Genomic DNA, 25,182 nt, shown 5'->3' with positions numbered 1-25,182 from the left:
TGGGCTATTGCGGTCGATACGCCGTCAATACCGGCCAAAGGTTGTTTAATAGCAAAAAATTTGGCCCATGGTGTATGCGTGGGTCAGACGGTCGGCAGTGGGGCGTCCGGAGACAGCGGCCGTTCTCCTTCCCGTGCTCGTGATGCTCGCGATCGGGCTCTGGGGGCTCGACCGCGGCGCCATGTGGCGCGACGAGGCGGTGACCTTCCAGGTCGCCCGGCGCTCGGTGCCCCAGATCTGGCACCTGCTGCACTCCGTGGACGCCGTGCACGGCCTGTACTACCTCGGCATGCACGCCGTCCTCGCGCCGCACCCCGGCGAGATCGCCCTGCGGCTGCCCTCCGTATGCGGCGCCGCCGCGACCGCCGGCCTGGTCGCCGCCCTCGGCGTCCGCCTGTGCCGGCCGCGGGTCGGCCTGTGGGCGGGGCTCCTGTACGCCGTCACGCCGATGGCCGGCCACTTCGCCCAGGAAGGCCGTTCCTACGCGCTCGTCGCGGCCGGAGCGGCGGGAGCGACCCTGCTCCTGGTGCGGGCCGTCCCGTCCCCGCGGCCGGGTCCCTGGTGGGCGTACGGCGCGGCGCTCGCCGTGACCTGCCTGCTGCACGAGATGGCCCTGCTCCTGCTGCTCGCGCACGCCTGCACGCTGGCCCTCGCGCGCCCGCCGGCCCGGGTGTGGCGCCGCTGGCTCCTCGCCGCCGCGGGCGTGGCCCTCGTGCTGCTGCCGCTCCTGATCGTCTCGCAGGGGCAGTCCGAGCAGGTCGCCTGGCTGTCGCGGACCGGGCTGCGCAGCGCGGAGCGACTGCTCACGACGTTCACCGGTCCGGCGCGGCTCGTGGTCCTGCCCTATCTCCTGCTCGCCGCCCTCGCGTTCGTGCCCGGCCCGCCCCGCCGCGGCGCGCTCACCCTCCCGGCGGTCGCCCTGCCGCTCGCCGCGGTGCCGCCCCTGGTGCTGCTGACGGTGTCGCGCTGGTGGCCCCTCTACGACGACCGGTACGTCCTGTACGCGCTCGCCGGTGCACCGCTCCTCGCGGCGGCCGGGGCCGAACGGCTCACCGCCCTGCTGCCCCGGCTGCTGCCGCACGCGGTCCTCAGCGGCGTCCTCGGCGTCACCCTCGTCTTCGCCGTGCAGCTCCCGATCCTGCGCCAGGACCGCAGCCCCGACCGGCGTCCCGACAACCTCGCCGCGGTCTCCGCCGTCGCCCACCGCGAACTGCGCCCGGGCGACCCCGTGCTGTTCCTGCCCTCGCTGGCCCGGCGCGCGGCCCTGGCCTATCCGAAGGGGTTCCTGGGAATCCGCGACATCGCGCTGAGTGTTCCGGCGCCGGCCTCGGGCACCCTGTACGGCCGTGAGGCGGGCGCAGCCGAACTGCGCCGCCGGCTGAAGGGGCTCGACCGGGTGTGGCTGGTCGCCGAGCCGTTCGCGACGGTGCCCTCCTGGTATCCGGGCACTCCCACCGAGCGCGCCAAACTCGCCGTGGTCGACGAGCAGTTCGTGCCCCGTGAGCAGGTCGTGCGCCGCGGCGTGACGATGCGTCTCTACGTGCGCAGGCCTATGCGGAGCCCGGTGTCTGCGACAGAGCCGCCCGGTCGAGAGCGGCCGTCAGTCGGTCGAGCCGGTCCCGGAGCTCTCGGATCTCCTCCAGGTCCGCCCCGGTAGCCGCCCCGATCCGGCGCGGCACGGACGCCGCGCGCTCCCGCAGGGCGCCGCCCTCCTCGGTGAGGCGCACCTGCACGGACCGCTCGTCCCGCGTGCTGCGCTCCCGCAGTACGAGGCCCGCCGCCTCCAGCCGCTTCAGCAGCGGCGACAGCGTCCCCGAGTCGAGCCGCAGATGCTCGCCGAGCTTCTTCACGGGCAGCTCGCCGTGCTCCCACAGCACCAGCATCACCAGGTACTGCGGGTAGGTGAGCCCGAGGTCCTTGAGGATCACCCGGTACACACCGCCGAAGGCGCGCGAGGCGGCGTTCAGCGAGAAGCAGATCTGCTGGTCGAGGCGGAGGAAGTCCCCGTCGGAGGGGGCCGGGGAGGCCGGCGCGGGTGTGGCGGTCATGGGCCCAGGATAGCTCGTGCGAGCCATTAAGTTGTGCACAACTGAATTGCGTGCTCTAATTCTGGTCGTGGGGCCGCCGGACCGGCAGCCCCGCCAAGGAACCGACTTGAGAGGGATGGTCCTCATGGACACGCTCTACACCGCAGTCGCCACCGCCACCCACGGCCGCGACGGCCGTGCCGTGAGCTCGGACGGCAAGCTCGACCTCCAGCTGGCGATCCCGGTGGAGATGGGCGGCAGCGGGCAGGGCACCAACCCCGAGCAGCTCTTCGCCGCCGGTTACGCCGCCTGTTTCGCGAGCGCCCTCGGCGTCGTCGGCCGCGCCGCGAAGGTCGACGTCTCCGAGGCCGCGGTGACCGGTGAGGTCGGCATCGGCAAGCAGGGCGAGGGCTTCGGCCTGGCCGTCACGCTCCGCGTCGAGCTGCCCGACACCGTGGACGAGGCCACCGGCCGCAAGCTGGTCGAGCAGGCCCACCAGGTCTGCCCCTACTCCAACGCCACCCGCGGCAACATCCCGGTCGAGCTCGTCATCGAGTAGTCGTCACCGGCGGCGGCGCGTCACCGGGCGGGACGAACCCCGGGACCGGCCGCCGCGCCGGTGGCCCCGCCACCTGCCGTGCCCGTGTCCCCGGCCGGACCGGCCCCCGTGCCGACCCGGGCCAGCACCTCCCCGGTCTCGCGGCTCCACGCCACCACCGTCGCCTCCTCGGGAACCCGCCGCCAGCGCGTCAGCAGCAGCCAGCGGACGTGGTACCGGCGGGCGACGGCGGTGCGCTCGGCCCGTGTCGAGGCCGGGTCGAGGTAGGCGCGGACGGCCGCGACCCGCCGCCGCCTCTCACCCTCGTCGAGGGCGGGGTCGGGCCAGGCGGGCGCGGCGAGGTCCGGGCCGTAGCCCGCGATCAGATGCACCGCGTAGTACCCGTCGGTGACGACCGCCTCGCCCGGTGCGATGTGCCGGGCGGCCCAGTCGTACGTCGGCCAGTGCGGCGGCTGGTCGAAGCCGACCGGGTCGAGTGCGCGGGGCACGACCGCCCCGGCCTGCACGGTGAGGAACCCGGCCAGCGCGGCGCAGGCCGCCGTCCACCCCAGCAGCCGCCGCCCCCGGCCCCACGGCCGGGGCGCCGCCAGCTCCACCCCGAGCGCGAACTGCAGCGGCACGAGCGTGAGCCCGAGGATCCTGCCGAACGTGTAGTGCCCGCTCGCCCAGCCGTAGGCGACCACCGCGCAGTCCAACGCGAACAGCAGCACCAGCGGATCACGCCACCCCTGCCCGCCGAGCCTGCGGGCGCTCCGGGCCCGCAGCCACAGCGCCGGCAGCCCGGCCGCCGCCAGCCAGAAGTGCCCGGGCATCCCGTCGTACAGCCGCTCGTGCATGGCGTCCACGCCGCGGTCCCCGGTCAGCGCGAAGACGTCGAAGTACGGCCAGGCGTACGCGACCAGGAGCGCCACCACGCCCGTCAGCAGCCACCGGCCCGCGACGGCCGGAACCGGGCCGCGCCGGGAGCCCGCCACGAACGCCACGGCTCCGAGCGCCGCCGCGAGCGCGGTGATCGGGTGGACGAGCAGGATCAGCCCGTACAGCCCGCCGAGCGCGGCGTACCCCCACCAGCTGCTGAGACCCGCCGGGCCCACGAAGCGCACGGGACCGCCGGTCGTGCCCGCCGCGCGCGTGGCGGTGAACGCCCAGGCCCAGAAGGTCAGTCCGATGGCGAACGTCGACGGATAACCCAGGTTCCCGGTCATCGACATCAGCCCGAGATAGCCGCTCCACCAGGCCCGCTCGGTGCCCCAGAGCAGCACCATGGCGAACAGGCAGAGGACCGGCGCCCACGGCCGGGGTGTCAGCGTCCGCACGAGACGGCCGATGCCGGTCAGCAGCACCAGCAGGTTCACCGGTCCCGACAGCCGCACGACCGCCCAGCCGCCGAGCCCGGTCAGCCGCGCGAACGCGCCCTGCGCCACCGCGTACGGCGAGTAGTACGGGCTTCCCGCGCCCGGCAGGTCCGCCATCGGGTGCCGCGGATGGAGCAGATGCGCCCGCAGGCGCTCGACGACCGCCGCGTGCTGGCCCGCGTCGCAGCACAGCGGGACACGCCAGTAGGCGAGCGTCACCACCAGCCAGAACAGTCCGCCGAACAGCTGGTACGGCGTCGGACGCCAGGTGCCGCCGCCGCGGAGCGCGGTCGCGCCCCGGACGGCCCCCCGCCGGGCGAGGACATCGGCGCTCATCGGGCGGCAGGTGGGACGGGCTCAGCGGTTTCCGGCATTTGCCGTATATGCCCGCAGGGGTCGGGCCGCTAGCCCAAGATCACCTCATCGGGCGACCTCGGCGTCCCGCCGCACGGGCCCCGGCACCGCGCCGGTGAGGGCCCGTGCGGCCGGACGGACGACCGCGTCCAGGAGCAGCGGCAGGCCGACCACCGGGAGCAGCCACAACAGCACGATCAGCCGGTTTCCCCAGATGTTGATGTCCGGATGCCCGGCCTGGTTGAGCACCCCGGTGAAAGCGGCCGCCAGCAGGAAGGGCGCGAACGCGCGGTGCCGGCGCAGCGCCCCCCATCCGGCCGCCGTCACGGCCGCCAGGAACAGCGGCTCCCACAGCTGCCGGCGCAGCCACTCGATCCAGAACGCGGTCTCCAGATGGAAGAACTCCGGCCACGGACCGGCCCGGTCGGGACGGGCGAAGTGCCCGGTCAGCAGGTCCTGCAGGCTCTCCGACTCGGAGGGGTAGCCCAGCACCTTCGCGAGCAGCACGGTGCCCAGCGCCGCGCAGCCCGCGACCACCCCGAGCGTCCGCAGCGGCCCGTCCCACCGGCGCAGGCGCACCAGGTGCAGCGCGCAGACGGCGGCCAGACACAGGCCCAGGAAGAGCGCCTGCGAGTGCTTGACCGTGAAGAGGACGGCCAGCGAGGCGCCGGCCAGCCACGTACCGGCCCGCGCGCGCCCCTCCAGGGCCAGCGCGCAGCCCCACAGCGCCGCCAGGGTCACCGTCAGCATCAGACCCTCGGTCATCGGGCGCATCGCGGTGGTCCCGCACGGCAGGACGTAGAAGAGCGCCTGACCGGTGAGGGCCGCGCCCGTGGAGGTGCGCAGGGTCCGCAGCACGAGGAAGACGAGAACACCCCCGGCGACGGTCACGAGGACGCTCGACGCCCACAGCCCCCACGTCACCCCGAGCACCGTCACGAACGGGACCAGCAGCACCGGATAGCCGGGCCGCACCTCGAAGATCCGCATGAAGCGCGGAGGCATGAACGGCACCGTGTGGCCGGCGGTCTGCCCGGCCGCGAGCCGCGCGGACACCCCCCGCCACTCCGCACGACGGCACTCCTCGACCACCCGCCGGGTCGGACTCGCGCGGTGGAAGCGCACCACGTCGACGGCCTGGTTGCGGCGGGCGACGGACGCCTTGCTCGCGCACGCGTAGTCGATCGTCCGGGCGGCCGCCTCGTGCTTGCCGTCGCCGCTCAGACTCAGCGCGTACGACAGGTAGTTCTTCGTGTCCGGGGTGTCCCGGCCGGTGATGTTGGCGAGCTGGAGCACGGCGAAGACCGCGGCGATCACCACCACCCAGCCGCGCGCCGACCGCGGCCGGCGCAGCGCCCGCGCCCAGCGGCGCGGGGCGCGCGCGGTCGTGGCGGCGCTCACGAGGACGCGAGGACGTCGTGTCCCGCCTGCGCGGGGACCGCGACGGCCGCCGCCGTGGCCGGGTTCTCGGGCCGCTCGCCGAGCATCAGCGTCCTCACCACGCGCTCCGCGGCCCTCCCGTCGTCGAACTCGCAGAACCGCGCCCGGAACCCGGCCCGCAGCCGTGCCGACTCCGCGTCCCGCCAGGACCCCGACGCGAAGAGCCACGCCAACTCCCGCTGCGTGCCCGCCACATGGCCGGGCGCGTCGGAGGTGATGTCGAAGTAGGCGCCCCGGCTCGCCGCGTACGCGCCCCAGTCGTCGGCGAGCAGCACGATCGGCCGGTCGAGGTTGGCGTAGTCGAACATCAGGGCCGAGTAGTCGGTGACCAGCGCGTCGGAGGCGAGCATCAGGTCCTCGACGGACGGCTCGTCCGTCGCGTCGACCAGCATCCCGCGCCGGTGCAGTTCGGCCAGGCCCATCCCGCGCGCCGGACCGTCCGCGAGCGAGGGATGCAGCCGTACGACGAGGGTGTGGCCGTCGCCGAGATCGTCCGCGAACCGGGCGAGGTCGAGCCGGTCGGCATGCCCGCCGCGCACGTAGTCGCGGCGCGTCGGCGCGTACAGCACCACCCGGTTCCCGGCGGGGATGCCGAGGCGTTCGCGGACCGCGGCCCCGTCCCCGGGGCGGGCCCGCACGAGGACGTCGTTGCGCGGGCTGCCGGTGCGCAGCGACGTGAAGTGGCAGGGGTAGGCGCGGTCCCAGACCAGCTCGGAGTGGCGGTTGGCGACCAGGCTGAAGTCCCAGCGGTCGGCGCGGCGCAGCATCTGCGGCACGTCGAAGCCGTGCCGGGCTCCCGGCTTGTGCAGCAGGTCCGCGGCCATGAACTTCAGCGGGGTGCCCTGATGGGTGTGGATATGGACGCTGCCGGGGCGCTTCACCAGGGAGCCCGGCCAGTTGACGTTGTTCACGAAGTACGTGGCGCGTGCGGTCACCCGGCGGTAGTGGGGCGAGTCGAGCAGCACGTGCTCGGTGTCCGGCGGCAGCAGGGCCGCCTGCTCCTCGTCGCGGACCACCCACACGCCCCGGACGTGCGGGGCGAGTTCACGCGCGGCCGCGTACACGGCCGCCGGGTCGCCGAGGACTCCGCGGTGCGAGAACGCCGAGTACACCGCGAGATTCGGGTCCAGCGGGCGGTGTTCGTGCAGCGAGGACCAGCCGCGCCCGACCCGCACGGTCGCCGCCCTGCGCACCTGCTGTCCGCGCCGGCTCAGCTCCCGTCCCGCCCGCGCGGCCTGCCGCCGCAGCCGGTACCGCGTGAACCCGCCCTCCAGCACGCGCAGTTCGGGCGGCACGGGACCGCTCCGGTGCTTGCGGAACAGCGCGGCCGTCAGCCGGAAGAACTCGGCCTTGTCGCCCTCCGGCAGCCGGTCCTGCTTGGAGAGGATGTCGAGACAGTGCTCGCCCATCTTGTGGTGCAGGTACGGGCGCCAGCTCGACAGCTCGGGCCGGGCGTCGACGAACGCGAAGACCCGCTCGTACTGGTCGTGGATGTCGAAGTGCTTGCGGCTGGTGGTGGACAGGATGTTGCCCTGGCGGCGCTGCCGGTAGGCGAGGCAGATCCGGTCCAGCGCGGCGATCCGCCGGGCGCTGAGCATCACCGGGAACGTCCACGGGGTGTCCTCGTAGTAGCCGGGCGGGAAGGCGAAGCCCTCCTGCTCGACGAAGGCGCGCCGGTAGACCTTGTTCCACACCACCATCAACAGGTCGAGGATCTCGGGGTGTTCGGACGCCGAGAAGGTTCCCGCGCCGGCTTCCGCGAGCACCCGGGCGAGCACGTTCCTGCGGGTTCCGCCCCACCAGTAGGTGCGGGCGTAGTCGAAGACCAGCACGTCCGGGTCCGCGGTCTCCTCCAGCCGGTCGGCGACGGCGCGCAGCGCGCCCGGCGTGAGGGTGTCGTCGCTGTCGAGGAAGAACAGGTAGTCCCCGCCGGCCAGGGGCATGCCCGCGTTGCGCGCGCGGCCGAGCCCCACGTTCTCCGGCAGGTGCAGCACCCGCACGCGCGGGTCGCGGTCCGCGTACTCGTCGAGGATCGCTCCGCAGCCGTCCGGGGAGCAGTCGTCGACGGCGATCACCTCGAGGTCCGTGTACGACTGCTCCAGGACCGAGTCGAGACACTCGCGCAGAAAGCCCTGCACCTTGAAGACGGGGACGATGATGCTGAAGCGGGGCACGTCAGCTCCTTACGAGGGTGGACGCGGAGGGAGCCGGGCGGCGTTCGGCGAGCGGCAGGACGGGCGGGATCGCCTCGGGGGGTTCGCCCAGCAGCACCCTGCGGACCACCCGCTCGGCGGCCCTCCCGTCGTCGAACTGGCAGAAACGCTCGCGGAACCGGGCCCGCAGAGCCGTCGCCTCGGGATCGGCGTACGAGCCGTCGGTGAAGAGCGCGGCCAGCTCGCCCGGGGTACGCGCGATCCGGCCCGGCGGCTCCTTCATCACGTCGAAGTAGACGCCCCGCGTCTCCCGGTAGACCTCCCAGTCGTCTGCGTAGACGACGACCGGACGGTCCAGGTTGGCGTAGTCGAACATGATCGACGAGTAGTCCGTGATCAGCGCGTCCGCGGCCAGGCAGACGTCCTCGGAGGAGCGGTGCCCGGTCACGTCGATGATCCGACCCGAGCCGCGCCCGCTGCCCTCGTCGTAGAAGTAGTGGGCGCGCAGCAGGACGACGAACTGCTCCCCGACCGCCTCGCAGAAGGCCTCCAGGTCGAGGCGCGACTCGAAGCCGGTGCTGTGGTCGCGGTGGGTGGGGGCGTACAGCAGGGCTGTCCGGCCCTCGGGCACCCCGAGGCGCTTACGGACCCGGGCCACGTCCTCGGCGGTCGCCGTGCAGTACACGTCGTTGCGCGGATAGCCGTACTCCAGGGCCTCGTAGCCGCCGGGGAAGGCCCGCTCCCACATCTGTGTGGAGTGCCGGTTGGAGGAGAGGTTGTAGTCCCAGCGGTCCACCCGGGACAGCAGCTTGGTGAAGCTGCCGGTCGCGGCGGCCACCACCGGGTACGTCGACTGGTCGACGCCCATCTTCTTCAGCGGTGTGCCGTGCTGCGTCTGGACGTGCACGCTGCCGGGCCTTTTCACCACGGCGTCCGCGAAGTTGGCGTTGTTGACCAGGTACTTGGCGCGGGCGAGCACCTCCCAGGAGCGCCGGCTGCCGATCACCGCGTGCTCGACGTCCTTCGGCACCGCGTCCACCGCGTCGGGCTCCACCAGGAACACCGAGCGGATGTGCGGGGCGAGTTCGCGGGCCTTGGCGTGGATCGCGGCCGGGTTGCAGGCGTACCCGCGGCCCCAGTACGCGCAGTACACGGCGAGGTTCTCGTCGAGCGGCCGGCGCAACTGGGCGGCGTAGAAGGCGCGGGTGCGCAGCATCCTCGGGCGCGGCACCCGCCGGACCGCACCGGCCGCGGCCCGGTTGGCGCCCCGCAGGGCCCGGAACGCGCTGTAGGCGCCCGTCGCGAGCAGCCGGTGCTGCACGCCGAGGCTGCCTCCCGGCACGCGGAAACCGGCCGGGCGATGACGCCGGTAGAGCCGGCCCGCGCGGCGGAAGAAGGCCCGGCGGCGGCGCGCCGGCACCCGGGTGGGATGCGCGGCCGTCTTCAGGACCAGGGTGAAGAGCTCGCCGAACAGCGCCTTGGACCGGGCGGCGGGAACGGTCTGTTCGGCGACCCGGGCCAGCACCCGCTCCACCTGGTCGAGGAGTTCGAGGTGGTGCTCGCCCGGCGCGTTGAGCCGGCTGCCCTGGCGGCGCAGATGGTGGCGTACGCAGACCGTGCGCAGCACGTCCGTCCGTCCGCCCGCGACCGTCACCAGCCCGCCCCAGCCCGCGTCGGTGAAATGCCCCTCGGGGAAGACGAGTTCGTGCTCGACGAGGAACGCGCGACGGTAGGCCGCGCTCCACGCCGGCACGTGCACGCCGAGGACCTCGGCGGCCTTGTCGAGCGGTGGTGTGCTCGGCTCGCCCTCCCACCAGTGCACCCGCTGGTGCCCGAAGTAGAGGACGTCCACACCGGTCGGCAGGGCCGCGTCCAGCGCGGCGAGCGCACCCTGGGCCAGCTCGTCGTCGCCGTCGAGGAAGAGCACGTAGGCGCCGGTCGCGGCCGCGATCCCGGCGTTGCGGGCCCCGCTCAGCCCGCCCGGGGGCGGCGAGTGGACGGGCGCCACCCGGGGGTCGCGGGCGGCGTACCCGGCGGCGACCGCCGCGGCCGGTGAGTCCGGCCCGTCGCAGACCGGGATCAGCTCGACGTCGCCGAAGGACTGGGTGAGGACCGAGTCCAGTGCGTGGGACAGTCGCCCGGCGACTCCGAAGGTGGGCACGATGACGCTGAAGCGGGGCATTCTGATCTTTCTCTCAAGGGGCGCCGAACGGGGGTTTCATCGCCCGGGGCGCCCGGTCGGCCGCCATGTGGTGGGCCGGGTGGGCGTGGGCCGCGACGGGCTGGAGGGCACGCGGACTCCGGTTCAGTGCTGCTCGGTCAGGGGGAGGGCACCGCCCGGCGCCGGGACGGCCGGGAGCGGCGCGGCGGGAGGGGCGACCGCCGGTGGGGCCGAGCCCACGGGGCGGGGAGGCGCCGCGAGCGCCGAGGGGACCGGGTGCCGCTCCGCGAACGGGATGAACGGCGGCAGCCCCGTCGTCTCCCCGAGCACCACCCGCCGCACCACCCGCTCGGCGGCGCGTCCGTCGTCGTACGGGCAGAACCGCTCGCGGAACGCGGCCCGCAGCTGCGAGGAGCGCGAGCCCCGCCAGTGGCCGGTCGCGAAGATGTCGATCAGTTCGTCCTCGCTGCGCGCGACCGCGCCCGGCGGGAAGGCGCGCAGGTCGAAGTAGGTTCCGCGAGCCGCCTCGTACGCCTCCCAGTCGTCGGCGTGCACGACGATCGGCCGGTCCAGGCCCGCGTAGTCGAACATCAGGGACGAGTAGTCGGTGACCAGCGCGTCCGAGGCGAGGCACAGCGACTCCACGCTCGGATGGTCCGACACGTCGATGAGCCGGCCGCCCGAGGCGTCGGTGAGCGGCGCCCCGTAGCGGTGGTGGGCGCGGGTGAGGACCACGAACCGCGGCCCCAGCTGCCGCAGTACGCGCTCCAGGTCCAGGGTGCGGTGCTGGCCGTTCCGGTAGTCGCGGTACGTCGGCGCGTACAGCACGGCGACCGCGCCCTCGGGGATGCCGAGCGACGCGCGCAGCCGGGCCACGTCGGCCGAAGTCGCCTTCTGGAACACGTCGTTGCGCGGCATCCCGTACTCCAGCGTGTCGTACGAGGAGGGGAAGGCCCGCTCCCAGACCAGCGTGGAGTGGCGGTTGGCGGACAGGCAGTAGTCCCATGTGTCGACGCCGCGCAGCAGCTCGGCGAAGTCCGTGCCGCGCGCGGCGGCCGGTCGGTCCTGGAGGTCGAGGCCCATGTACTTGAGCGGCGTCCCGTGCTGCGTCTGGATCATGACCTGGCCGGGCCGCTTCACCAGACGCCGGTCGAAGTCGACGTTGTTCACCAGGTACTTGGAGCGGGCGAGCGCCGTCCAGTAACCGGGCGTCCCGGGGCGCAGCCGGCCGGTGGCCGCCGGGATCGTGTGATGGTGTTCGAGGTCGGCGATCCACGTGGTGCGGACGTGCGGCGCGTACGTGCGGAACGCCGACTCCAGGGCGCCCGGATTGCAGCCGTGGCCCCGGCCCCGGTAGCTGGAGAAGACGGCGCGGTCGGCGCGCAGCGGGAGCCGGAGCTGCACGCGGTAGTGCAGGTGGAGCGCGGCGCCCCGCGCCGAGCGCCGCAGGGTGCCGACCAGCCGGACGGCCCGCTTGCGGGTCCGCGACAGGGACGACAGCAGCCGGTACGTGCGGTGGGTGCCGAACCGGACCAGCGCGTGCCGCAGCCGTGGCCCGGTGGGGGCGCCCGGGACGCGGTAACGCCGGTAGTGGTCACGGGCCTTGCGCAGGAACTCGGCACGCGCGCCGCGCGGCAGCCGGTCCCGCTTCACGAACACCGTGGAGAAGTGGTCGATCATGCGGCGGAACAGCAGCGGGCGCCACCGCTCCAGTTCGGGGTGCGCGGCGACGTGCGCGAAGACCCGGTCGTACTGGTCGAAGACGTCGAAGTGCTTGCGGCTGCTGGTGCCGAGGATGCTGCCGTGCCGCCGCTGGCGGTAGTGCACGCACACCCGGTCGAGCGTGGCGATCGACTCGGCGGACATCATCGCCGGATAGGTCCAGGGCGTGTCCTCGTAGTACCCGGGCGGGAAGGAGAGGCCCTCGCGTTCGACGAACTCCCGGCGGTACGCCTTGTTCCAGACCACCATCAGCAGCCGGAGCAGCCCGGGCCGCTCGTCGAGCCGGAAGGGTGCCGGGCCCTCCTCGGTCAGTTCCGCCGCGAGCTGGTTCCGCCGGACCTCGCCCGACCAGTAGGTGCGCGCGTAGTCGTAGACCAGCACGTCCGGTTCGGCGGTCTCCTTCAGACGGTCGGCGATCGCGTGCAGCGCGTCCGTGGTGAGGGTGTCGTCGCTGTCCAGGAAGATCAGGTAGTCGCCGGTGGCGCGTTCGATGCCCGCGTTGCGGGCGCGGCCGAGTCCCACGTTCTCCGGCAGGTGCACCGGCAGGACGCGGGCGTCGCGGGCCGCGAACTCGTCGATGATCGACCCGCAGGCGTCGGGCGAACAGTCGTCCACCGCGATGAGTTCGAGATCCGGATACGACTGTTCGAGCACCGATTCGAGGCACTCGTGCAGGTACGCCTGAACCTTGTACGCGGGGACGATGACACTGAACCGGGGCACGGGACATCCATGGGTCGGCGCGGGCATACCTGCCCGGGAACGGCCGAAGGGGTGACTTGGTTACGCCAGATGTGGCATCCGGGGGATGTCCGGTGAACGGCGAGGGGCGGGCCGGTGTCCGGCCCGCCCCTCAAATGCTGCTGCTACCTGCCTATTTGACGGCGCCGGCCATCACGCCGGACACGAACTGCCGCTGGAACGCGAAGAACACGGCGAGCGGGATCACCATCGAGATGAAGGCGCCCGGGGCCAGCACGTCGATGTTGTTGCCGAACTGGCGTACCTGCGTCTGGAGCGCGACCGTGATCGGCTGGCTGCCCGAGTCGGAGAACACCAGGGCGACCAGCATGTCGTTCCACACCCACAGGAACTGGAAGATCCCCAGCGAGGCGATGGCGGGCCCGCCGAGCGGCATCACGACCCGTGTGAACAGCCGCAGTTCGCCCGCACCGTCCAGCCGGGCCGCCTCCAGCAGTTCCCGGGGTATCTCCGCGAAGAAGTTCCGCAGCAGGAACACCGCGAACGGCAGCCCGTACCCGACGTGGAAGAGGACCACGCCGATGATCGACCCGAAGATGCCGATCTTTCCGAAGAGTTCGGCGATCGGGAGCAGCGCCACCTGCACGGGCACGACCAGCAGACCGACCACGCCGAGGAACCACCAGTCGCGGCCGGGGAACTCCATCCAGGCGAAGGCGTAGCCCGCGAGCGAGCCGATCACCACGACGAGCAGGGTCGCGGGCACGGTGATCAGCACCGTGTTGAGCAGCGAGTTGGTGATGTCGCTGTTCTCCAGGAGCTTCTGGTAGCTGTCCACGGTGAGCTGCGAGGGCTCGCTGAAGACCTTCCACCAGCCGCTCGCGCTCATGTCCTCCGGCTTGCGGAGCGAGGACAGCAGCAGCCCGAGCGTGGGCACCAGCCAGAACAGGCCGACCAGGAGCAGGAAGACGCGCAGGACACCGCTGCTGACGGCACCCGCGATCCGTGAACCGAGCGACCGCCGGGCCGTCCTCGCCTCGGCCGCGGGTGCCGTCTTCGTGAGACTTCCGGCATGGGCCGTCATCGCCGCACCTCCCGCCTGAGCCTGCGGACATTGAAGAGCATCACCGGGATCACGAGCAGCAGCAGGAACACGGCGATGGCGCTCGCGATGCCCGGCTGGTCCTCCGCGAAGCCCTTGCGGTACAGCTCCAGGGCCAGCACGTTGGCGTCGTCCTGGGAGGAGCCCGGAGCGATGATGAACACCAGGTCGAAGACCTTCAGTACGTTGATCATCAGCGTCACGGCGACCACCGCGAGGACCGGTGCGAGCAGCGGCACCGTGACCCGGCGGAACACCTGCCACTCGTTCGCCCCGTCGACCCGGGCCGCCTCCAGGAGCTCACGCGGCATGCCCGCGAGTCCCGCCGCGATCAGCACCATCGCGAAGCCCGCCCACATCCAGATGTACGAGCCGATGATGGCGGGAGTGACCAGCGACGGGCCGAGCCAGTCGAGTCCGTTGTACGGCTCCTTGAAGTTGTCGGCCGGGAGCCGCAGCAGTGCTCCGTCGGCCTTGCCCGAGAGCGTGAACGTGCCGTCGTCGCCGACCTTCGCCGAGTCGACGACCTTGCCGTCCTTGACCGCCTCGATCCGCATCCCGGGGTAGCCCAGCTCGCTCGGGTCGACCTGGCCGAGCTTGCCCACGCCCTTGCCGCGGGTGAAGTCCTGCCAGGCGGTGCCGGTGACATTGCCCGGGTCCGTGGCCGCCTGCACCGCCTTCTTGGCGCTGTCCGGCATCTGGTCCGGGGCGACGCCCACCAGCGGCAGCGAGACGGACTGTCCGGCCCGCACGGCGTCGCGGGTGACGAAGCCGCCCTCGTCGGCCTTCAGGGGCGACTCCCGGCCGAGGTGGGCCTTCGGGAACGCCGACGACGAGGCGAAGGTGTCGTGCACCCCGACCCACACGGCGTTCGCGATGCCCTTGTCCGGGTCCTGGTCGTACACCAGCCGGAAGATGATGCCGGAGGCGAGCATCGAGATGGCCATCGGCATGAAGACGACCAGCTTGAACGCCGTTCCCCAGCTCACCCGTTCGGTGAGCACCGCGAAGATCAGGCCGAGCGCGGTCGCGACCGTCGGGGCGAACACCACCCAGATGATGTTGTTCTTCAGCGCGGTGCGGATGCCGTCGTCGCTGAACAGTGCCTTGTAGTTGTCGATCCCGGCGAACCCGTCGCCCGACTGGTCGTAGAAGCTGCGCACGACCGAGTACCCGATCGGGTAGACCACGAGCGCGCCGAGCAGCACCAGGGCGGGCAGCAGGAAGAGCGCTGCCACGGTCCTGCGGGTGCCGGTCACGCTCTTGCGCTTGCGGGCCGGGGGCACCGGTGCGGCGCCCCCGGCCGTTGCCGACGTCATCGCCGGATCAGCCCTTGTAGGCCGCTGCGGCGTCGGATTCGAGCTTCTTCTGGGTGCCCGCGATGTCCTTCGGGTTCTTCAGGAAGTCCTGCAGGTCCTTCCACTCGCCCTTGCCGGGCGTGCCGCCGAACGACTGCGGGGCCTGGTCGGACATGTCGAACCGGAAGTCGTCGCCGGCCGCGATCAGCGCCTTGGCCATCTTCTGCTGGACCGCGTTGGGGTAGGCGGACAGCGCCACGCTCTTGTTGGGCGACAGATAGCCGCCGAGCTTCGCCTGGATGGTCGCCGCGTCGGGCGAGGCCAGGAAGGTGGCCAGCGCCTGGGCCGCCTTGGAGTCCTTCAGGACGACGGCGGCGTCACCACCGCTGACCACCGGCGGCTTGTCACCGACCGCGGGGAAGGGGAAGACCTTCGCGTCCGTGCCGATCTTCGCCTTGGTCTCCGCGATGTTGACGGCCACGAAGTCGCCCTCGAAGACCATGCCCGCCTTCGGCTGGTCACCCCCGGTGAACGTCTGCGTCACCGACGCCGGGAACTCCGTCTGGAGCGCGCCGTCCGGGCCGCCCGCGATGAGGTTCTTGTCGCCCCAGATCTGGGCGAGCGTGGTCAGCGCGTCCTTCACGGACGGGTCCGTCCACTTGATCTTGTGCTGGGCGAGCTGGTCGTACTTCTCCGGGCCCGCCTGGGAGAGGTAGATGTTCTCGAACCAGTCGGTGAGCGTCCAGCCGTCCGCGCCGCCCACCGACACCGGGGTGACACCGGAGTCGTAGACGGTCTGCGCGGTGGTCAGGAAGTCCTTCCAGGTCTTGGGCTCCTTGGCCCCCGCGTTCTCGAAGACCTTCGCGTTGTACCAGACCAGCGACTTGTTGGCGGCCTTGTAGTAGACGCCGTACTGCTTGCCGTCGACCTTGCCGAGGTCCTGCCAGCCCTGGGCGTAGTTCTTCGCCAGCTGCGCCTGGGCGTCGGGCCCGATGGGCTTGGCCCACTTCTTGTCGACGGCCTGCTTGATGGCGCCGACCTGGGGGAGCATCGCGACGTCCGGCGGCGCGCCACCGGCGATCTTCGAGCCGAGGAAGTTGATGATCGGGTCCTGCGCGGGGACGAACGTGACCTTCGCGCCCGTGCGCTTCTCGAACTCCGCCAGCACCTTCTTGAAGTTGGCCTGTTCGGCGCCGGTCCAGACGGCGGCGACCTCCAGGGTGTCGCCGTCGAGCTTGGGCAGGGTCACCGAGCCGGTGCCACCGCTCGCGGTGGCCGTGCCGCCGTCGCTGCCCTTGTCCGTGCCGCCGTCGTCGCCGCCGCACGCGGTGAGCGTGAGCGCCCCCGCGACGAGCGCGGCGGCTGCCTGTGCCGTCCTGCGTGAGCGGTGCGTGGCGTGATCGGTCGACCTGTGTGTACGAAGAGTGCTGCGCATCAGTGCCCCGTTCTCCGTTCTGCGTTCCTCGTTGAACGTCCGAACAGCTGTCCCGTGCGCTCCGGTCTACGCCTGGTCGCTCAAGGGCGGCAAGAGCGCCGGTGCTGTCAAGAGAGCGATCGTGATTGGGTCGTGACGTCGGGCACACCGACGCGAGACCCGAACAGACCTCGCGAACAGGGCACTTGGGGGCGGTTTCGCGGCGCCGGACGCACCGCCCTGGATCGGTCCGGGGGCCGGACCGATCCAGTTGCCCTGGGCAGTACACCTAGAGCAGCGACGGCACCTCGGCCGCGGAGACGGAACGGGCCGCGCGCTCCAGCGCGCTGGCGAGCAGGGCCAGGTCCGTCGGACCGTTCCCCAGTTCGCGGACCGGGCGGCGCGTCGGCGGGTCGCCCATGCGGTGCCACTCCAGGGGGACGACCGTGGGGCGCAGTGTGGCCGTGCGGGGGATGCGACCGGTGACCCGGCCGCCCTGGAAGGGGGTCTCCCGGCCGTCCGGGCGCAGCAGACGGCCCCGCCCGGGGGCGGGTTCGTCCGGTCCCGGTGACGGCGCTTCGAGGGTGACGCGCAACGCGGCGGAACGCGCCAGCTCCGACCCCGCCGTACGGCCGTCCTCCGCGGTCGCCGCCACGAGGTGCACGCCGAGACGGTCGCCCTCGCGGGCCACGGCCTCCAGCGCCCGCACGACCGAACCGGCGGCCGGGCGCCCCGGGGACCCCAACGGCGGTGACAGCAGGGCGTCCAGGTCGTCGACGACCACGACCAGGCGGGCCAGCGGCGGGCCCGCCTCTGCCTGCCGGCGGGCCGCGGCGGGCCGCAGCCGCAGCGTCGAACTGGACGGCGTGTCGAGGTCGGCGGCGCCGGTGGGCGGGGTTCTGCCCGCCGACGGGCCGGGCGAGCGCTGGGCGACCAGCCGGCCGGACACCGCCTGTCCGGTGTGCCACTCGCCGAAGCCGAGCCGGCCGAGCAGCTCGGAGCGCCGCTTCAGCTCGGCGCTCAGGGACTGCGCGAACTCCCGCATGCGCACGGGGTCGTTGGCCGTCAGATGCGTGGTGACGTGCGGCAGGTCGGTGCAGACCTGGAGTCCTTCACCGGTGCTCGCGGAGCCGTGTCCGCCCGTGCCGTCGCGGCCCTCCATCAGGACGATGCCGAGCCGGTCGGGCCGCTCGGCGGCGGCCAGGGACGCGGCGACCGAGCGCAGCAGCTCCGTACGGCCGCTGCCCGGAGGGCCTTCGATCAGCAGGTGCGGGCCCTCGACGTGGAGGTCGACGGCGACGGGGCCGCGCGGTCCCGCGCCGAGGACGGCCCGGGCGCGTCCGCCGAGTGCCTCGGTGTCGTCCGCGGCGTCCGCCCAACGGGCCATCAAAGAAGCGGGGGTGGCGCGTGCGAGACCCAACTCGTCCAGCAGGCGGGCCGCCTGGGGCAGGGGCGCGGACACGCGCGTGTGCCGGTCGCCCTGAGCGCCGTCGGTCCGTAGCGGTGCGAGCGCCCGCGCGAACCTTTCGGCCCAGGCGAGCGACACGGCGTCCACCGCGGCGACGGTGCCGTGGCCGACGGGACCGCGCGCCGGTTGTCCTCCGGCGCCGGGGGAGGTGCGGCCCGAGTGGGGCGAGGAGGTGCCGGAGGGTCCGGCCGCGGACCCGCGTCCGGCTCCGGGGTGCGGGATGCCGAGGTGCGTCGATCCGTCGTGGCGTGAGGAGGCGGCCGACGGCCCGGTGTGCGCGGGGCCGGAACGCGGTGACGGCGCCGACGGTCCGGTGCGCTCCGCCACGCCGCGGGACCGGTCGCCGTGCGCCGCCCCGGTCAGCGGAGTCCCGCCGGGGGCGGGCTCGCCGGTGCCGCCCGGCGCCACCCGCAGCAGCCGCAGTGCCGTCGCCACGTCCCCGCTGAGCAGGGCGACCGCCCCGCACGCACGGAACGCCGGTGCGACGGCGCAGGCCGCCTCGTACGTCTCCGTCACCGGGGACGCGGGTGACGCGGCGGCCGTCTCGGCGAGACACACCACGTGGATACCGGCCCGCGGGCCCTCGTGCGTGAGGCGCAGCACGGCCTCCCGGACGTCCGCGCCGCCGGGGTCGCCGTCCACGACGACCACCGTGTACGGACCGTCGAAACCGCTGTCGTCCTGTCCGGACCCGGTGTGCGGCCCGCTCTCCGCGCGGGCCCAGGAGGGCCGGTGCGTCGCACCGCGCGCTGTGCCGCCGGTGCCGGGCCCGTCGTGTGCGCCGCTCTCGTGCGGCTCCGGGCGCCGGGCGGCGGGGACGGAGACGCCCTCGCCGCCGGTGCCCCGCCGGCCGGGCCCGCCGTCCGTCTCCGCGAGGTGGTCCTCCAGGCGGCGCAGGAGTTCGTCGGTGCGCGCCGCCGCCTGTTCACGGTCGTACGCGAGGAGGAGACGGCAGTCCTGCCCGTGGGTGGGACGCAGATGGGGGAGCCAGCCGAGCCAGGACCACTCGGCGCTGCGCTCCTGCACCGGGCGGGCGCGGTCGGCGCTGATGAGGACGATCTCCAGCGCGTCGGGGGAGTGCAGCGCGGCGAGCTGGGCGACGACCGCCCGGGCCAGCCCCGCCAGCCGCGCCCTCGGGCCGGCCAGGCCCAGGGAACCGACCTCACGCAGTCCCGTGGTCACCGGCACGGCGGGCAACGCGCCCGAGCCGCCCGGCGTCGTCCGGTCGGCCGTGCCGAGCCGCACCGTCAGAGCCTCCGGGTGACCGGGGCCGCGCTCCCAGAGCCGGGGGCCCGGGCCGAGGGCGGTGAGCAGCAGTGCCGCCGGGTCGGGCCAGCTCTCCGGCGAGCGGTGCACGGCGGCCGGGAGGTCCCGCACCACCAGCGCTCCGTCGTCGAACGCCTCGGGCGCCGTCCCCTCCTCCGGGCCGCCGCGGCCTCCCGTCAGCCGCCGGGCCCAGGCTCCGAGACCTCCGCGCCTGCGCATCCCCGGGGGAAGGTCCGTGCCGCGCGTCGGCGTGCCTTTGCGAGCTCCCGGGATGCCCGGTCCGGCGCCGAAGGCGTCCTCCGGCTCTCCTTCGGGCCAATCGCCGGCGGCTCCCGCGTGGCCGTCGCTCCGGCCCGGGCCTCCGGCTCCGCCGCGCGGGCCGCTCTCGATCCGGGGTGCCCGGCCCTGCTCCGGCACGACAGGCGGTGCCGGCCGCCCGTACTCCTCGGGTCCCGGGACGCCGTCGGCGGAGGCCCCCCAGTCGGAGGTGCCGTAGGCGTGATGGGTCTCGTCCGCGGGAGGCAGGGAGCCCCCCTGGAAGAGGGAGGCGCTCTCCCCGCGCGCGTGGGGGACCGCTCCGTGCGGCTGCCGGGCGTCCGGGGAGGCGCTCGGTGAGGGGGCGGACACAGGGCCCGGAGCGTGGGGGCCGCCGTCCGGGGCGTCGCGGGGCGCGCCCACCGACACCCGGACGTGCCCTTCGCCGTCCGGGGCCGTCGCCACCGTGCCCGGGCCTCCGGGCGGGGCGAGGCGCAGGGCGGACTCGCCGACGCGCAGCAGGGCGCCCTCGGTGAAGCGGACGGGACGCTCGCCCACGCGGGTGCCGTCCAGCGTCGTGCCGTTCGTGGAGCCGGTGTCGGCGACCGAGACCCGGCCGTCCGGGGTGACCGTGACGGCGCAGTGCAGACGGGAGACGTCCGGGTCGTCCAGGGGGACGTCCGCCCGGCCGGAGCGGCCCACGTGGATCTGGCCGCCGTGCAGCAGGTGGACCCCGCCCGCGTCGGGCCCCGCGACCACATGGAGCTGGGTCGAGACGTCGTCCAGGTCGGGACCGGGCTCGGCGGGTGAGCCCAGACTGAGCACGGCGCCGTCCGTCAGCGGCGGCTCACCGAGGGTGCAGCGCTGGGCGTCGAGTCGCTCCGCGCCCGCGTAGAGCACGATCTGGCCGCCCCCGGGCTCACGCCCCCGCTCGCCCTGCCCGCTGCCCCCGACCGCCGAGGCCAGCCCCGACGCGACCGCGGCCAGCGCCGTCCCGGCGGGCGCGGTCACCAGCACATCGCAGGCCGCGGCTCGCCCCCGCGGCTCCGAGGGCGGGCCCAACGGGTCTACGACGGTCAGCCGGATCTGCATCGCCGTCAGGGGTCCCTTCCGCGCAGGTGCCCGCGACGAGGACGAGGCTGTGCTGCGGTCCCCCACCGCAGAATTCCCCCACCGCACACGGGCACGTCGGCCAGTACTGGAGGCATCCTCGCACCTGCCACTGACAACACGCCCGCCCCCCACCCGTAAGTGATCTTGATTGGTCGGCTCTGCCCGTAAAAGTGCCTGACCGGTAGCCGGCGGGTGTCCGCTTGAGATCGGTCACGCCCGTCTTCCGGCAACCAAGCGACCGGACCGAGCGTCTTTCCATCGAACATGCACGGGTAGCCGCACGTATGCGCTTATGCGGACCACAGGCGCGCGGGGGACCTATGGCCAAGCACACGACGACGACAGCCCGGTGCCCGGGAGGGCGGCACTACAGTGGGTCGGAAACCTGACCACGGTGACCACGGTGGACGGACCAGTCAAGCAAGCAACAGGGAGCGCATGACGTGCGGCCGGTAGGGAGCAAGTACCTCCTTGAGGAGCCGCTGGGACGCGGCGCCACAGGCACGGTCTGGCGCGCCCGCCAGCGGGAGACCGCGGGCGCCGAGGCGGCCGTCGCGGGCCAGCCCGGCGAGACCGTGGCGATCAAGGTCCTGAAGGAGGAGCTCGCCAGCGACGCCGACATCGTGATGCGGTTCCTGCGCGAGCGGTCGGTGCTGCTGCGCCTGACCCACCCGAACATCGTGCGCGTACGGGACCTCGTCGTCGAGGGCGACCTGCTCGCGCTGGTCATGGACCTGGTCGACGGGCCCGACCTGCACCGCTACCTGCGCGAGAACGGGCCGTTCTCGCCCGTCGCCGCCTCGCTGCTGACCGCCCAGGTCGCCGACGCGCTCGCCGCCAGCCACGCCGACGGCGTCGTGCACCGCGACCTGAAGCCCGCGAACGTCCTGCTCAAGCAGGACGCCGGCGGGATGCACCCGATGCTCACCGACTTCGGCATCGCCCGCCTCGCCGACTCCCCGGGCCTGACCCGCACCCACGAGTTCGTCGGCACGCCCGCCTACGTGGCGCCGGAGTCCGCCGAAGGACGCCCGCAGACGTCCGCCGTCGACATCTACGGCGCGGGCATCCTGCTGTACGAGCTGGTCACCGGCCGCCCGCCGTTCTCCGGCGGCTCCGCCCTCGAAGTGCTGCACCAGCACCTCAGCGCCGAACCGCGCCGCCCCTCGACCGTCCCGGACCCCCTGTGGACGGTCATCGAGCGCTGCCTGCGCAAGAACCCCGACGAGCGGCCCAGCGCCGAGAACCTCGCGCGCGGCCTGCGCGCCGTGGCCGCCGGCGTCGGCGTGCACGCGACCCCCGCGGCCATCGCCGCCGCGGACGGCGTGGGCGCCCTCCTCGCCCCCGACCCGTCCCCGGCGACCGTCCCCGGCATGCCCGGCGCGGCCGACCCCACGCAGGTGCTCCCGCACAACGCGGGCTCCTACGACCCGTACGGCGCCACCAGCGTGCTGCCGCACACCTCCGGCGACGCCGACCCCACCTCCGTCCTGCCGAACCGCGGCGCGGCCGACCCGACCGCCGTGCTCCCGCCCGTACCGCCGCACCAGCCCGGCGGCCAGGGTGAGGACCCGCACCCCTGGCAGAACCAGCTGCGCGCGGCCCGCGACCGCAACGACCAGACGCAGGTCCAGTACCTCGACCCGAACGAGGACCCGCTGCGCCGCCGCCCCCAGCGTCAGGTGGCCCGGCCGCAGCAGCAGCCCCAGCAGCAGCGACCGCAGCGCGGTGGGCAGCCGCAGCAGCAGGGCTACGGCTACCCGCAGCAGCAGGACCCGCAGCAGTACGGGCGCCAGCAGCAACAGCCGCAGCGCTACGCCCCGGCACCCCAGCAGCAGCCCCAGCCGCAGCGCTACGCCGAGCCGCAGCGCCCGCAGCAGCCCGCGCCGCGCCCCGCCCGCGAGCCCCGTCAGCGCGGCGCCAACCCCATGAAGATCCCGGGGCTCGGCTGCCTGAAGGGCTGTCTGTTCACCATCGTCATCCTGTTCGTGGCCGGCTGGCTGGTGTGGGAGTTCAGCCCCCTCCAGGGCTGGATCGGCAGCACGAAGGGCTACTGGGCCCAGCTCAGCGACTGGTTCGACACGGTCAGCGGCTGGGTCGGCGACCTCGGCGGAAACAGCCCCTCGAGCAACTGACCCTGTGGATTTGTCGATATCTGACGGGTGATTTCCGCCTCGGGAGTGAAGGTTGGCTCCTCGGACGCGTACTTTTAGCGACAACACGCGTCTGTAGGAGCAGTCTTGGCACGCAAGATCGGCAGCCGGTACACCGCGAACCAGATCCTGGGGCGGGGGAGCGCCGGCACGGTGTGGCTGGGCGAGGGACCCGAGGGTCCCGTCGCCATCAAGCTGCTGCGCGAGGACCTCGCCTCCGACCAGGAGCTCGTGGGGCGCTTCGTGCAGGAGCGCACCGCACTGCTCGGTCTCGACCATCCCCACGTGGTGGCGGTCCGTGACCTGGTCGTCGACGGCAACGACCTCGCCCTCGTCATGGACCTCGTCCGCGGCACCGACCTGCGCACCCGGCTCGACCGGGAGCGCAGGCTCGCCCCCGCGGCGGCCGTCGCGATCGTCGCCGACGTCGCCGACGGACTGGCCGCCGCGCACGCCGCCGGCGTCGTCCACCGCGACGTGAAGCCCGAGAACGTGCTGCTCGACATGCAGGGCCCGCTCGGCCCCGGCGGCTCCCACCCCGCCCTCCTCACCGACTTCGGTGTGGCCAAGCTCATCGACTCCCCGCGCCGCACCCGGGCCACGAAGATCATCGGCACCCCGGACTACCTGGCCCCCGAGATCATCGAGGGACTGCCGCCGCGCGCCGCCGTCGACATCTACGCCCTGGCCACCGTGCTGTACGAGCTGCTCGCCGGGTTCACGCCCTTCGGCGGCGGCCACCCCGGCGCCGTCCTGCGCCGCCACGTCACGGAGACCGTCGTCCCGCTCCCCGGCATCCCGGACGAGCTGTGGCAGCTCATCGTGCAGTGCCTCGCCAAGGCGCCCGCGTCCCGGCTGCGCGCCTCCGAGCTGGGAGCCCGGCTCCGCGAGCAGCTGCCCCTGCTGTCCGGGATGCCACCGCTGGACGTGGACTCGCCGGACTCGGAGGACGAGGAGGCGGACGACGAGCGCCAGGACGGCGACGAGAGCGCCGAGCCTTCCGAGCCCGCCGCGGAGCGGGTACGGCGCGGGGCCGTGCCGCTCGTGCCGGGGGCCGCGCCCGACTCGAACCGCGACACCCACACCTCGATGCGCGTACCGGCGCCCGACGAGCTGGCCGGCGGGGCCCGCGGCACGGCGCGGGCACCCCGGGCCGCCGGTGCGCCCCGGCCGGGGTCCGCACGCCACCGTGCCTCCGCGCGGCGCCGCCGGATCACGCTGGGGGCGGCGGCGGTCGCGCTCGTCGCCGCGGTGGGCGTCGGCACCTGGCTCGCCACCTCCGGCGATGACTCCGGCGGGAGCCCCCAGGACACGAAGAACTCGGCCCCTTCGTCGCCGTGACCCCGGGGCGGGCGTCGCGGACAGGCGCCTTTCGGAAGTCTTCGGCGGTCCTCGGGCCAAGGCCCCCTCGGGGACGAGGGCGGGCCCGGTTGTCGTAGCCGTTACGCTGGAGGCGTGGCAGTCGTCGATGTATCCGAAGAGCTCAAGTCCCTCTCCTCGACCATGGAGTCGATCGAGGCCGTCCTGGACCTCGACAAGCTGAGGGCAGATGTCGCCGTGCTCGAGGAGCAGGCGGCCGCGCCGTCCCTGTGGGACGACCCCGACGAGGCGCAGAAGATCACCAGCAAGCTGAGTCACCTCCAGGCGGAGGTCAGGAAGGCCGAAGCGCTCCGCGGGCGCATCGACGATCTGGGTGTGCTCTTCGAGATGGCCGAGGAGGAGGACGACCCGGACACCCGCGCCGAGGCCGAGACCGAGCTCACGGCCGTCAAGAAGGCGCTGGACGAGATGGAGGTCCGCACCCTCCTGTCCGGCGAGTACGACTCCCGCGAGGCCGTCGTCACCATCCGCGCCGAGGCCGGAGGCGTCGACGCCTCCGACTTCGCCGAGAAGCTCCAGCGCATGTACCTGCGCTGGGCCGAGCGCCATGGCTACAAGACGGAGCTCTACGAGACCTCGTACGCGGAAGAGGCGGGCATCAAGTCCACCACCTTCGCCGTCCACGTCCCGTACGCGTACGGGACGCTCTCCGTGGAGCAGGGCACCCACCGACTCGTGCGCATCTCCCCCTTCGACAACCAGGGGCGCCGCCAGACCTCCTTCGCCGGTGTCGAGATCCTGCCCGTCGTGGAGCAGACCGACCACATCGAGATCGACGAGTCGGAGCTGCGCATCGACGTGTACCGCTCGTCCGGTCCCGGCGGCCAGGGCGTCAACACCACGGACTCCGCGGTGCGCCTGACCCACCTGGCCACCGGCATCGTCGTCTCCTGCCAGAACGAGCGGTCGCAGATCCAGAACAAGGCCTCGGCCATGAACGTGCTGCAGGCCAAGCTCCTCGAGCGGCGCCGGCAGGAGGAGCAGGCCGCGATGGACGCCCTCAAGGGCGACGGCGGCAACTCCTGGGGCAATCAGATGCGTTCGTACGTCCTGCACCCGTACCAGATGGTCAAGGACCTGCGCACCGAGTTCGAAGTCGGCAACCCCGAGGCCGTGTTCGGCGGCGAGATCGACGGCTTCCTGGAGGCCGGAATTCGCTGGCGCATCGGACTGTCCCCGCTGGAGACCGGGCTGCGGCTGCTGCCGCTGACCGTCGCGGCGATGGCCGCCGGCCTCGCGGGCGCGAAGCTGCTGCGCCGG

General features: G+C 73.4%; 15 protein-coding genes. 5 read left to right on the top strand and 10 right to left on the bottom strand.

Features of this window, described 5'->3' with window-relative positions; translation table 11 throughout:
* Nucleotides 1–142: 142 nt before the first annotated feature.
* Entirely contained in the window at nucleotides 143–1,657 is a 1,515-nt protein-coding gene (locus ABZT74_RS32370) for a glycosyltransferase family 39 protein (RefSeq protein ID WP_355863773.1), read from the top strand.
* Here the strand turns inward: ABZT74_RS32370 and ABZT74_RS32365 are convergent.
* Nucleotides 1,551–2,048, bottom strand: a complete 498-nt coding sequence (locus ABZT74_RS32365) for a MarR family transcriptional regulator (protein ID WP_355862739.1) — start codon at nucleotides 2,046–2,048, stop codon at nucleotides 1,551–1,553. The two genes, ABZT74_RS32370 and ABZT74_RS32365, sit on opposite strands and share 107 nt — an antisense overlap.
* A gap of 124 nt (nucleotides 2,049–2,172) precedes the next feature.
* Here ABZT74_RS32365 and ABZT74_RS32360 point away from each other — a divergent pair, with 124 nt between their 5' ends.
* Nucleotides 2,173–2,586: an organic hydroperoxide resistance protein gene (locus ABZT74_RS32360; RefSeq protein ID WP_081221601.1), complete on the top strand. Its 414-nt coding sequence runs from the start codon at nucleotides 2,173–2,175 to the stop codon at nucleotides 2,584–2,586.
* Between the two features lie 20 nt (nucleotides 2,587–2,606).
* Here ABZT74_RS32360 and ABZT74_RS32355 read toward each other — a convergent pair whose 3' ends face one another.
* The 9 genes from ABZT74_RS32355 to ABZT74_RS32315 form a co-directional block, all read right to left on the bottom strand.
* The gene (locus tag ABZT74_RS32355) at nucleotides 2,607–4,277 is read right to left on the bottom strand and encodes a hypothetical protein (protein WP_356440763.1); all 1,671 of its coding nucleotides are present in this window, start codon (nucleotides 4,275–4,277) and stop codon (nucleotides 2,607–2,609) included.
* 84 nt (nucleotides 4,278–4,361) lie between these two features.
* Nucleotides 4,362–5,618 (bottom strand): hypothetical protein, encoded by a 1,257-nt coding sequence (locus tag ABZT74_RS32350; protein WP_356440816.1) that lies wholly within the window; start codon nucleotides 5,616–5,618, stop codon nucleotides 4,362–4,364.
* 74 nt (nucleotides 5,619–5,692) lie between these two features.
* Entirely contained in the window at nucleotides 5,693–7,909 is a 2,217-nt protein-coding gene (locus ABZT74_RS32345) for a CDP-glycerol glycerophosphotransferase family protein (RefSeq protein WP_356440761.1), read from the bottom strand.
* 1 nt (nucleotide 7,910) lies between these two features.
* Entirely contained in the window at nucleotides 7,911–10,070 is a 2,160-nt protein-coding gene (locus ABZT74_RS32340) for a CDP-glycerol glycerophosphotransferase family protein (RefSeq protein ID WP_356440758.1), read from the bottom strand.
* A gap of 123 nt (nucleotides 10,071–10,193) precedes the next feature.
* Nucleotides 10,194–12,494, bottom strand: coding sequence for a bifunctional glycosyltransferase family 2 protein/CDP-glycerol:glycerophosphate glycerophosphotransferase (locus ABZT74_RS32335; protein ID WP_356440755.1), 2,301 nt, complete (start codon nucleotides 12,492–12,494; stop codon nucleotides 10,194–10,196).
* Between the two features lie 151 nt (nucleotides 12,495–12,645).
* Nucleotides 12,646–13,557 carry a carbohydrate ABC transporter permease gene (locus ABZT74_RS32330; RefSeq protein ID WP_356177608.1) on the bottom strand — a complete coding sequence of 304 codons (912 nt, stop codon included), beginning with the start codon at nucleotides 13,555–13,557 and terminating at the stop codon, nucleotides 12,646–12,648.
* Nucleotides 13,554–14,894, bottom strand: a complete 1,341-nt coding sequence (locus tag ABZT74_RS32325; RefSeq protein WP_356440753.1) for a sugar ABC transporter permease — start codon at nucleotides 14,892–14,894, stop codon at nucleotides 13,554–13,556. Before ABZT74_RS32325 ends, ABZT74_RS32330 begins: the two co-directional genes overlap by 4 nt.
* A 7-nt stretch (nucleotides 14,895–14,901) precedes the next feature.
* Nucleotides 14,902–16,308: an ABC transporter substrate-binding protein gene (locus ABZT74_RS32320; protein WP_356440751.1), complete on the bottom strand. Its 1,407-nt coding sequence runs from the start codon at nucleotides 16,306–16,308 to the stop codon at nucleotides 14,902–14,904.
* 268 nt (nucleotides 16,309–16,576) lie between these two features.
* Nucleotides 16,577–20,368 (bottom strand): FHA domain-containing protein, encoded by a 3,792-nt coding sequence (locus tag ABZT74_RS32315; protein ID WP_356440748.1) that lies wholly within the window; start codon nucleotides 20,366–20,368, stop codon nucleotides 16,577–16,579.
* Nucleotides 20,369–20,832: 464 nt separating this feature from the next.
* On the opposite strand from ABZT74_RS32315, the gene ABZT74_RS32310 reads away from it, so the two are divergent.
* From ABZT74_RS32310 to prfB, 3 genes are all read left to right on the top strand, one after another.
* Nucleotides 20,833–22,524 (top strand): serine/threonine-protein kinase, encoded by a 1,692-nt coding sequence (locus ABZT74_RS32310; protein ID WP_355862760.1) that lies wholly within the window; start codon nucleotides 20,833–20,835, stop codon nucleotides 22,522–22,524.
* Between the two features lie 105 nt (nucleotides 22,525–22,629).
* Nucleotides 22,630–23,883: a serine/threonine-protein kinase gene (locus ABZT74_RS32305; RefSeq protein WP_355862762.1), complete on the top strand. Its 1,254-nt coding sequence runs from the start codon at nucleotides 22,630–22,632 to the stop codon at nucleotides 23,881–23,883.
* A gap of 114 nt (nucleotides 23,884–23,997) precedes the next feature.
* The coding region (gene prfB, locus ABZT74_RS32300) for a peptide chain release factor 2 (protein ID WP_356440745.1) at nucleotides 23,998–25,182 on the top strand (1,185 nt) is incomplete at its 3' end.

It is taken from the genome of Streptomyces sp. NPDC005302 (genome assembly GCF_040607345.1).
Classification (GTDB): Bacteria; Actinomycetota; Actinomycetes; order Streptomycetales; family Streptomycetaceae; genus Streptomyces.
This window is presented reverse-complemented; position numbering and strand designations above follow the sequence as displayed.

Bases quoted from the DNA above. Each gene is read 5' to 3' on its own strand.
- ABZT74_RS32370 (WP_355863773.1), top strand. From the start codon at position 143: ATGCTCGCGATCGGGCTCTGGGGGCTCGACCGCGGCGCCATGTGGCGC.
- ABZT74_RS32365 (WP_355862739.1), bottom strand. From the start codon at position 2,048: ATGACCGCCACACCCGCGCCGGCCTCCCCGGCCCCCTCCGACGGGGAC.
- ABZT74_RS32360 (WP_081221601.1), top strand. From the start codon at position 2,173: ATGGACACGCTCTACACCGCAGTCGCCACCGCCACCCACGGCCGCGAC.
- ABZT74_RS32355 (WP_356440763.1), bottom strand. From the start codon at position 4,277: ATGAGCGCCGATGTCCTCGCCCGGCGGGGGGCCGTCCGGGGCGCGACC.
- ABZT74_RS32340 (WP_356440758.1), bottom strand. From the start codon at position 10,070: ATGCCCCGCTTCAGCGTCATCGTGCCCACCTTCGGAGTCGCCGGGCGA.
- ABZT74_RS32330 (WP_356177608.1), bottom strand. From the start codon at position 13,557: ATGACGGCCCATGCCGGAAGTCTCACGAAGACGGCACCCGCGGCCGAG.
- ABZT74_RS32325 (WP_356440753.1), bottom strand. From the start codon at position 14,894: ATGACGTCGGCAACGGCCGGGGGCGCCGCACCGGTGCCCCCGGCCCGC.
- ABZT74_RS32320 (WP_356440751.1), bottom strand. From the start codon at position 16,308: ATGCGCAGCACTCTTCGTACACACAGGTCGACCGATCACGCCACGCAC.
- ABZT74_RS32315 (WP_356440748.1), bottom strand. From the start codon at position 20,368: ATGCAGATCCGGCTGACCGTCGTAGACCCGTTGGGCCCGCCCTCGGAG.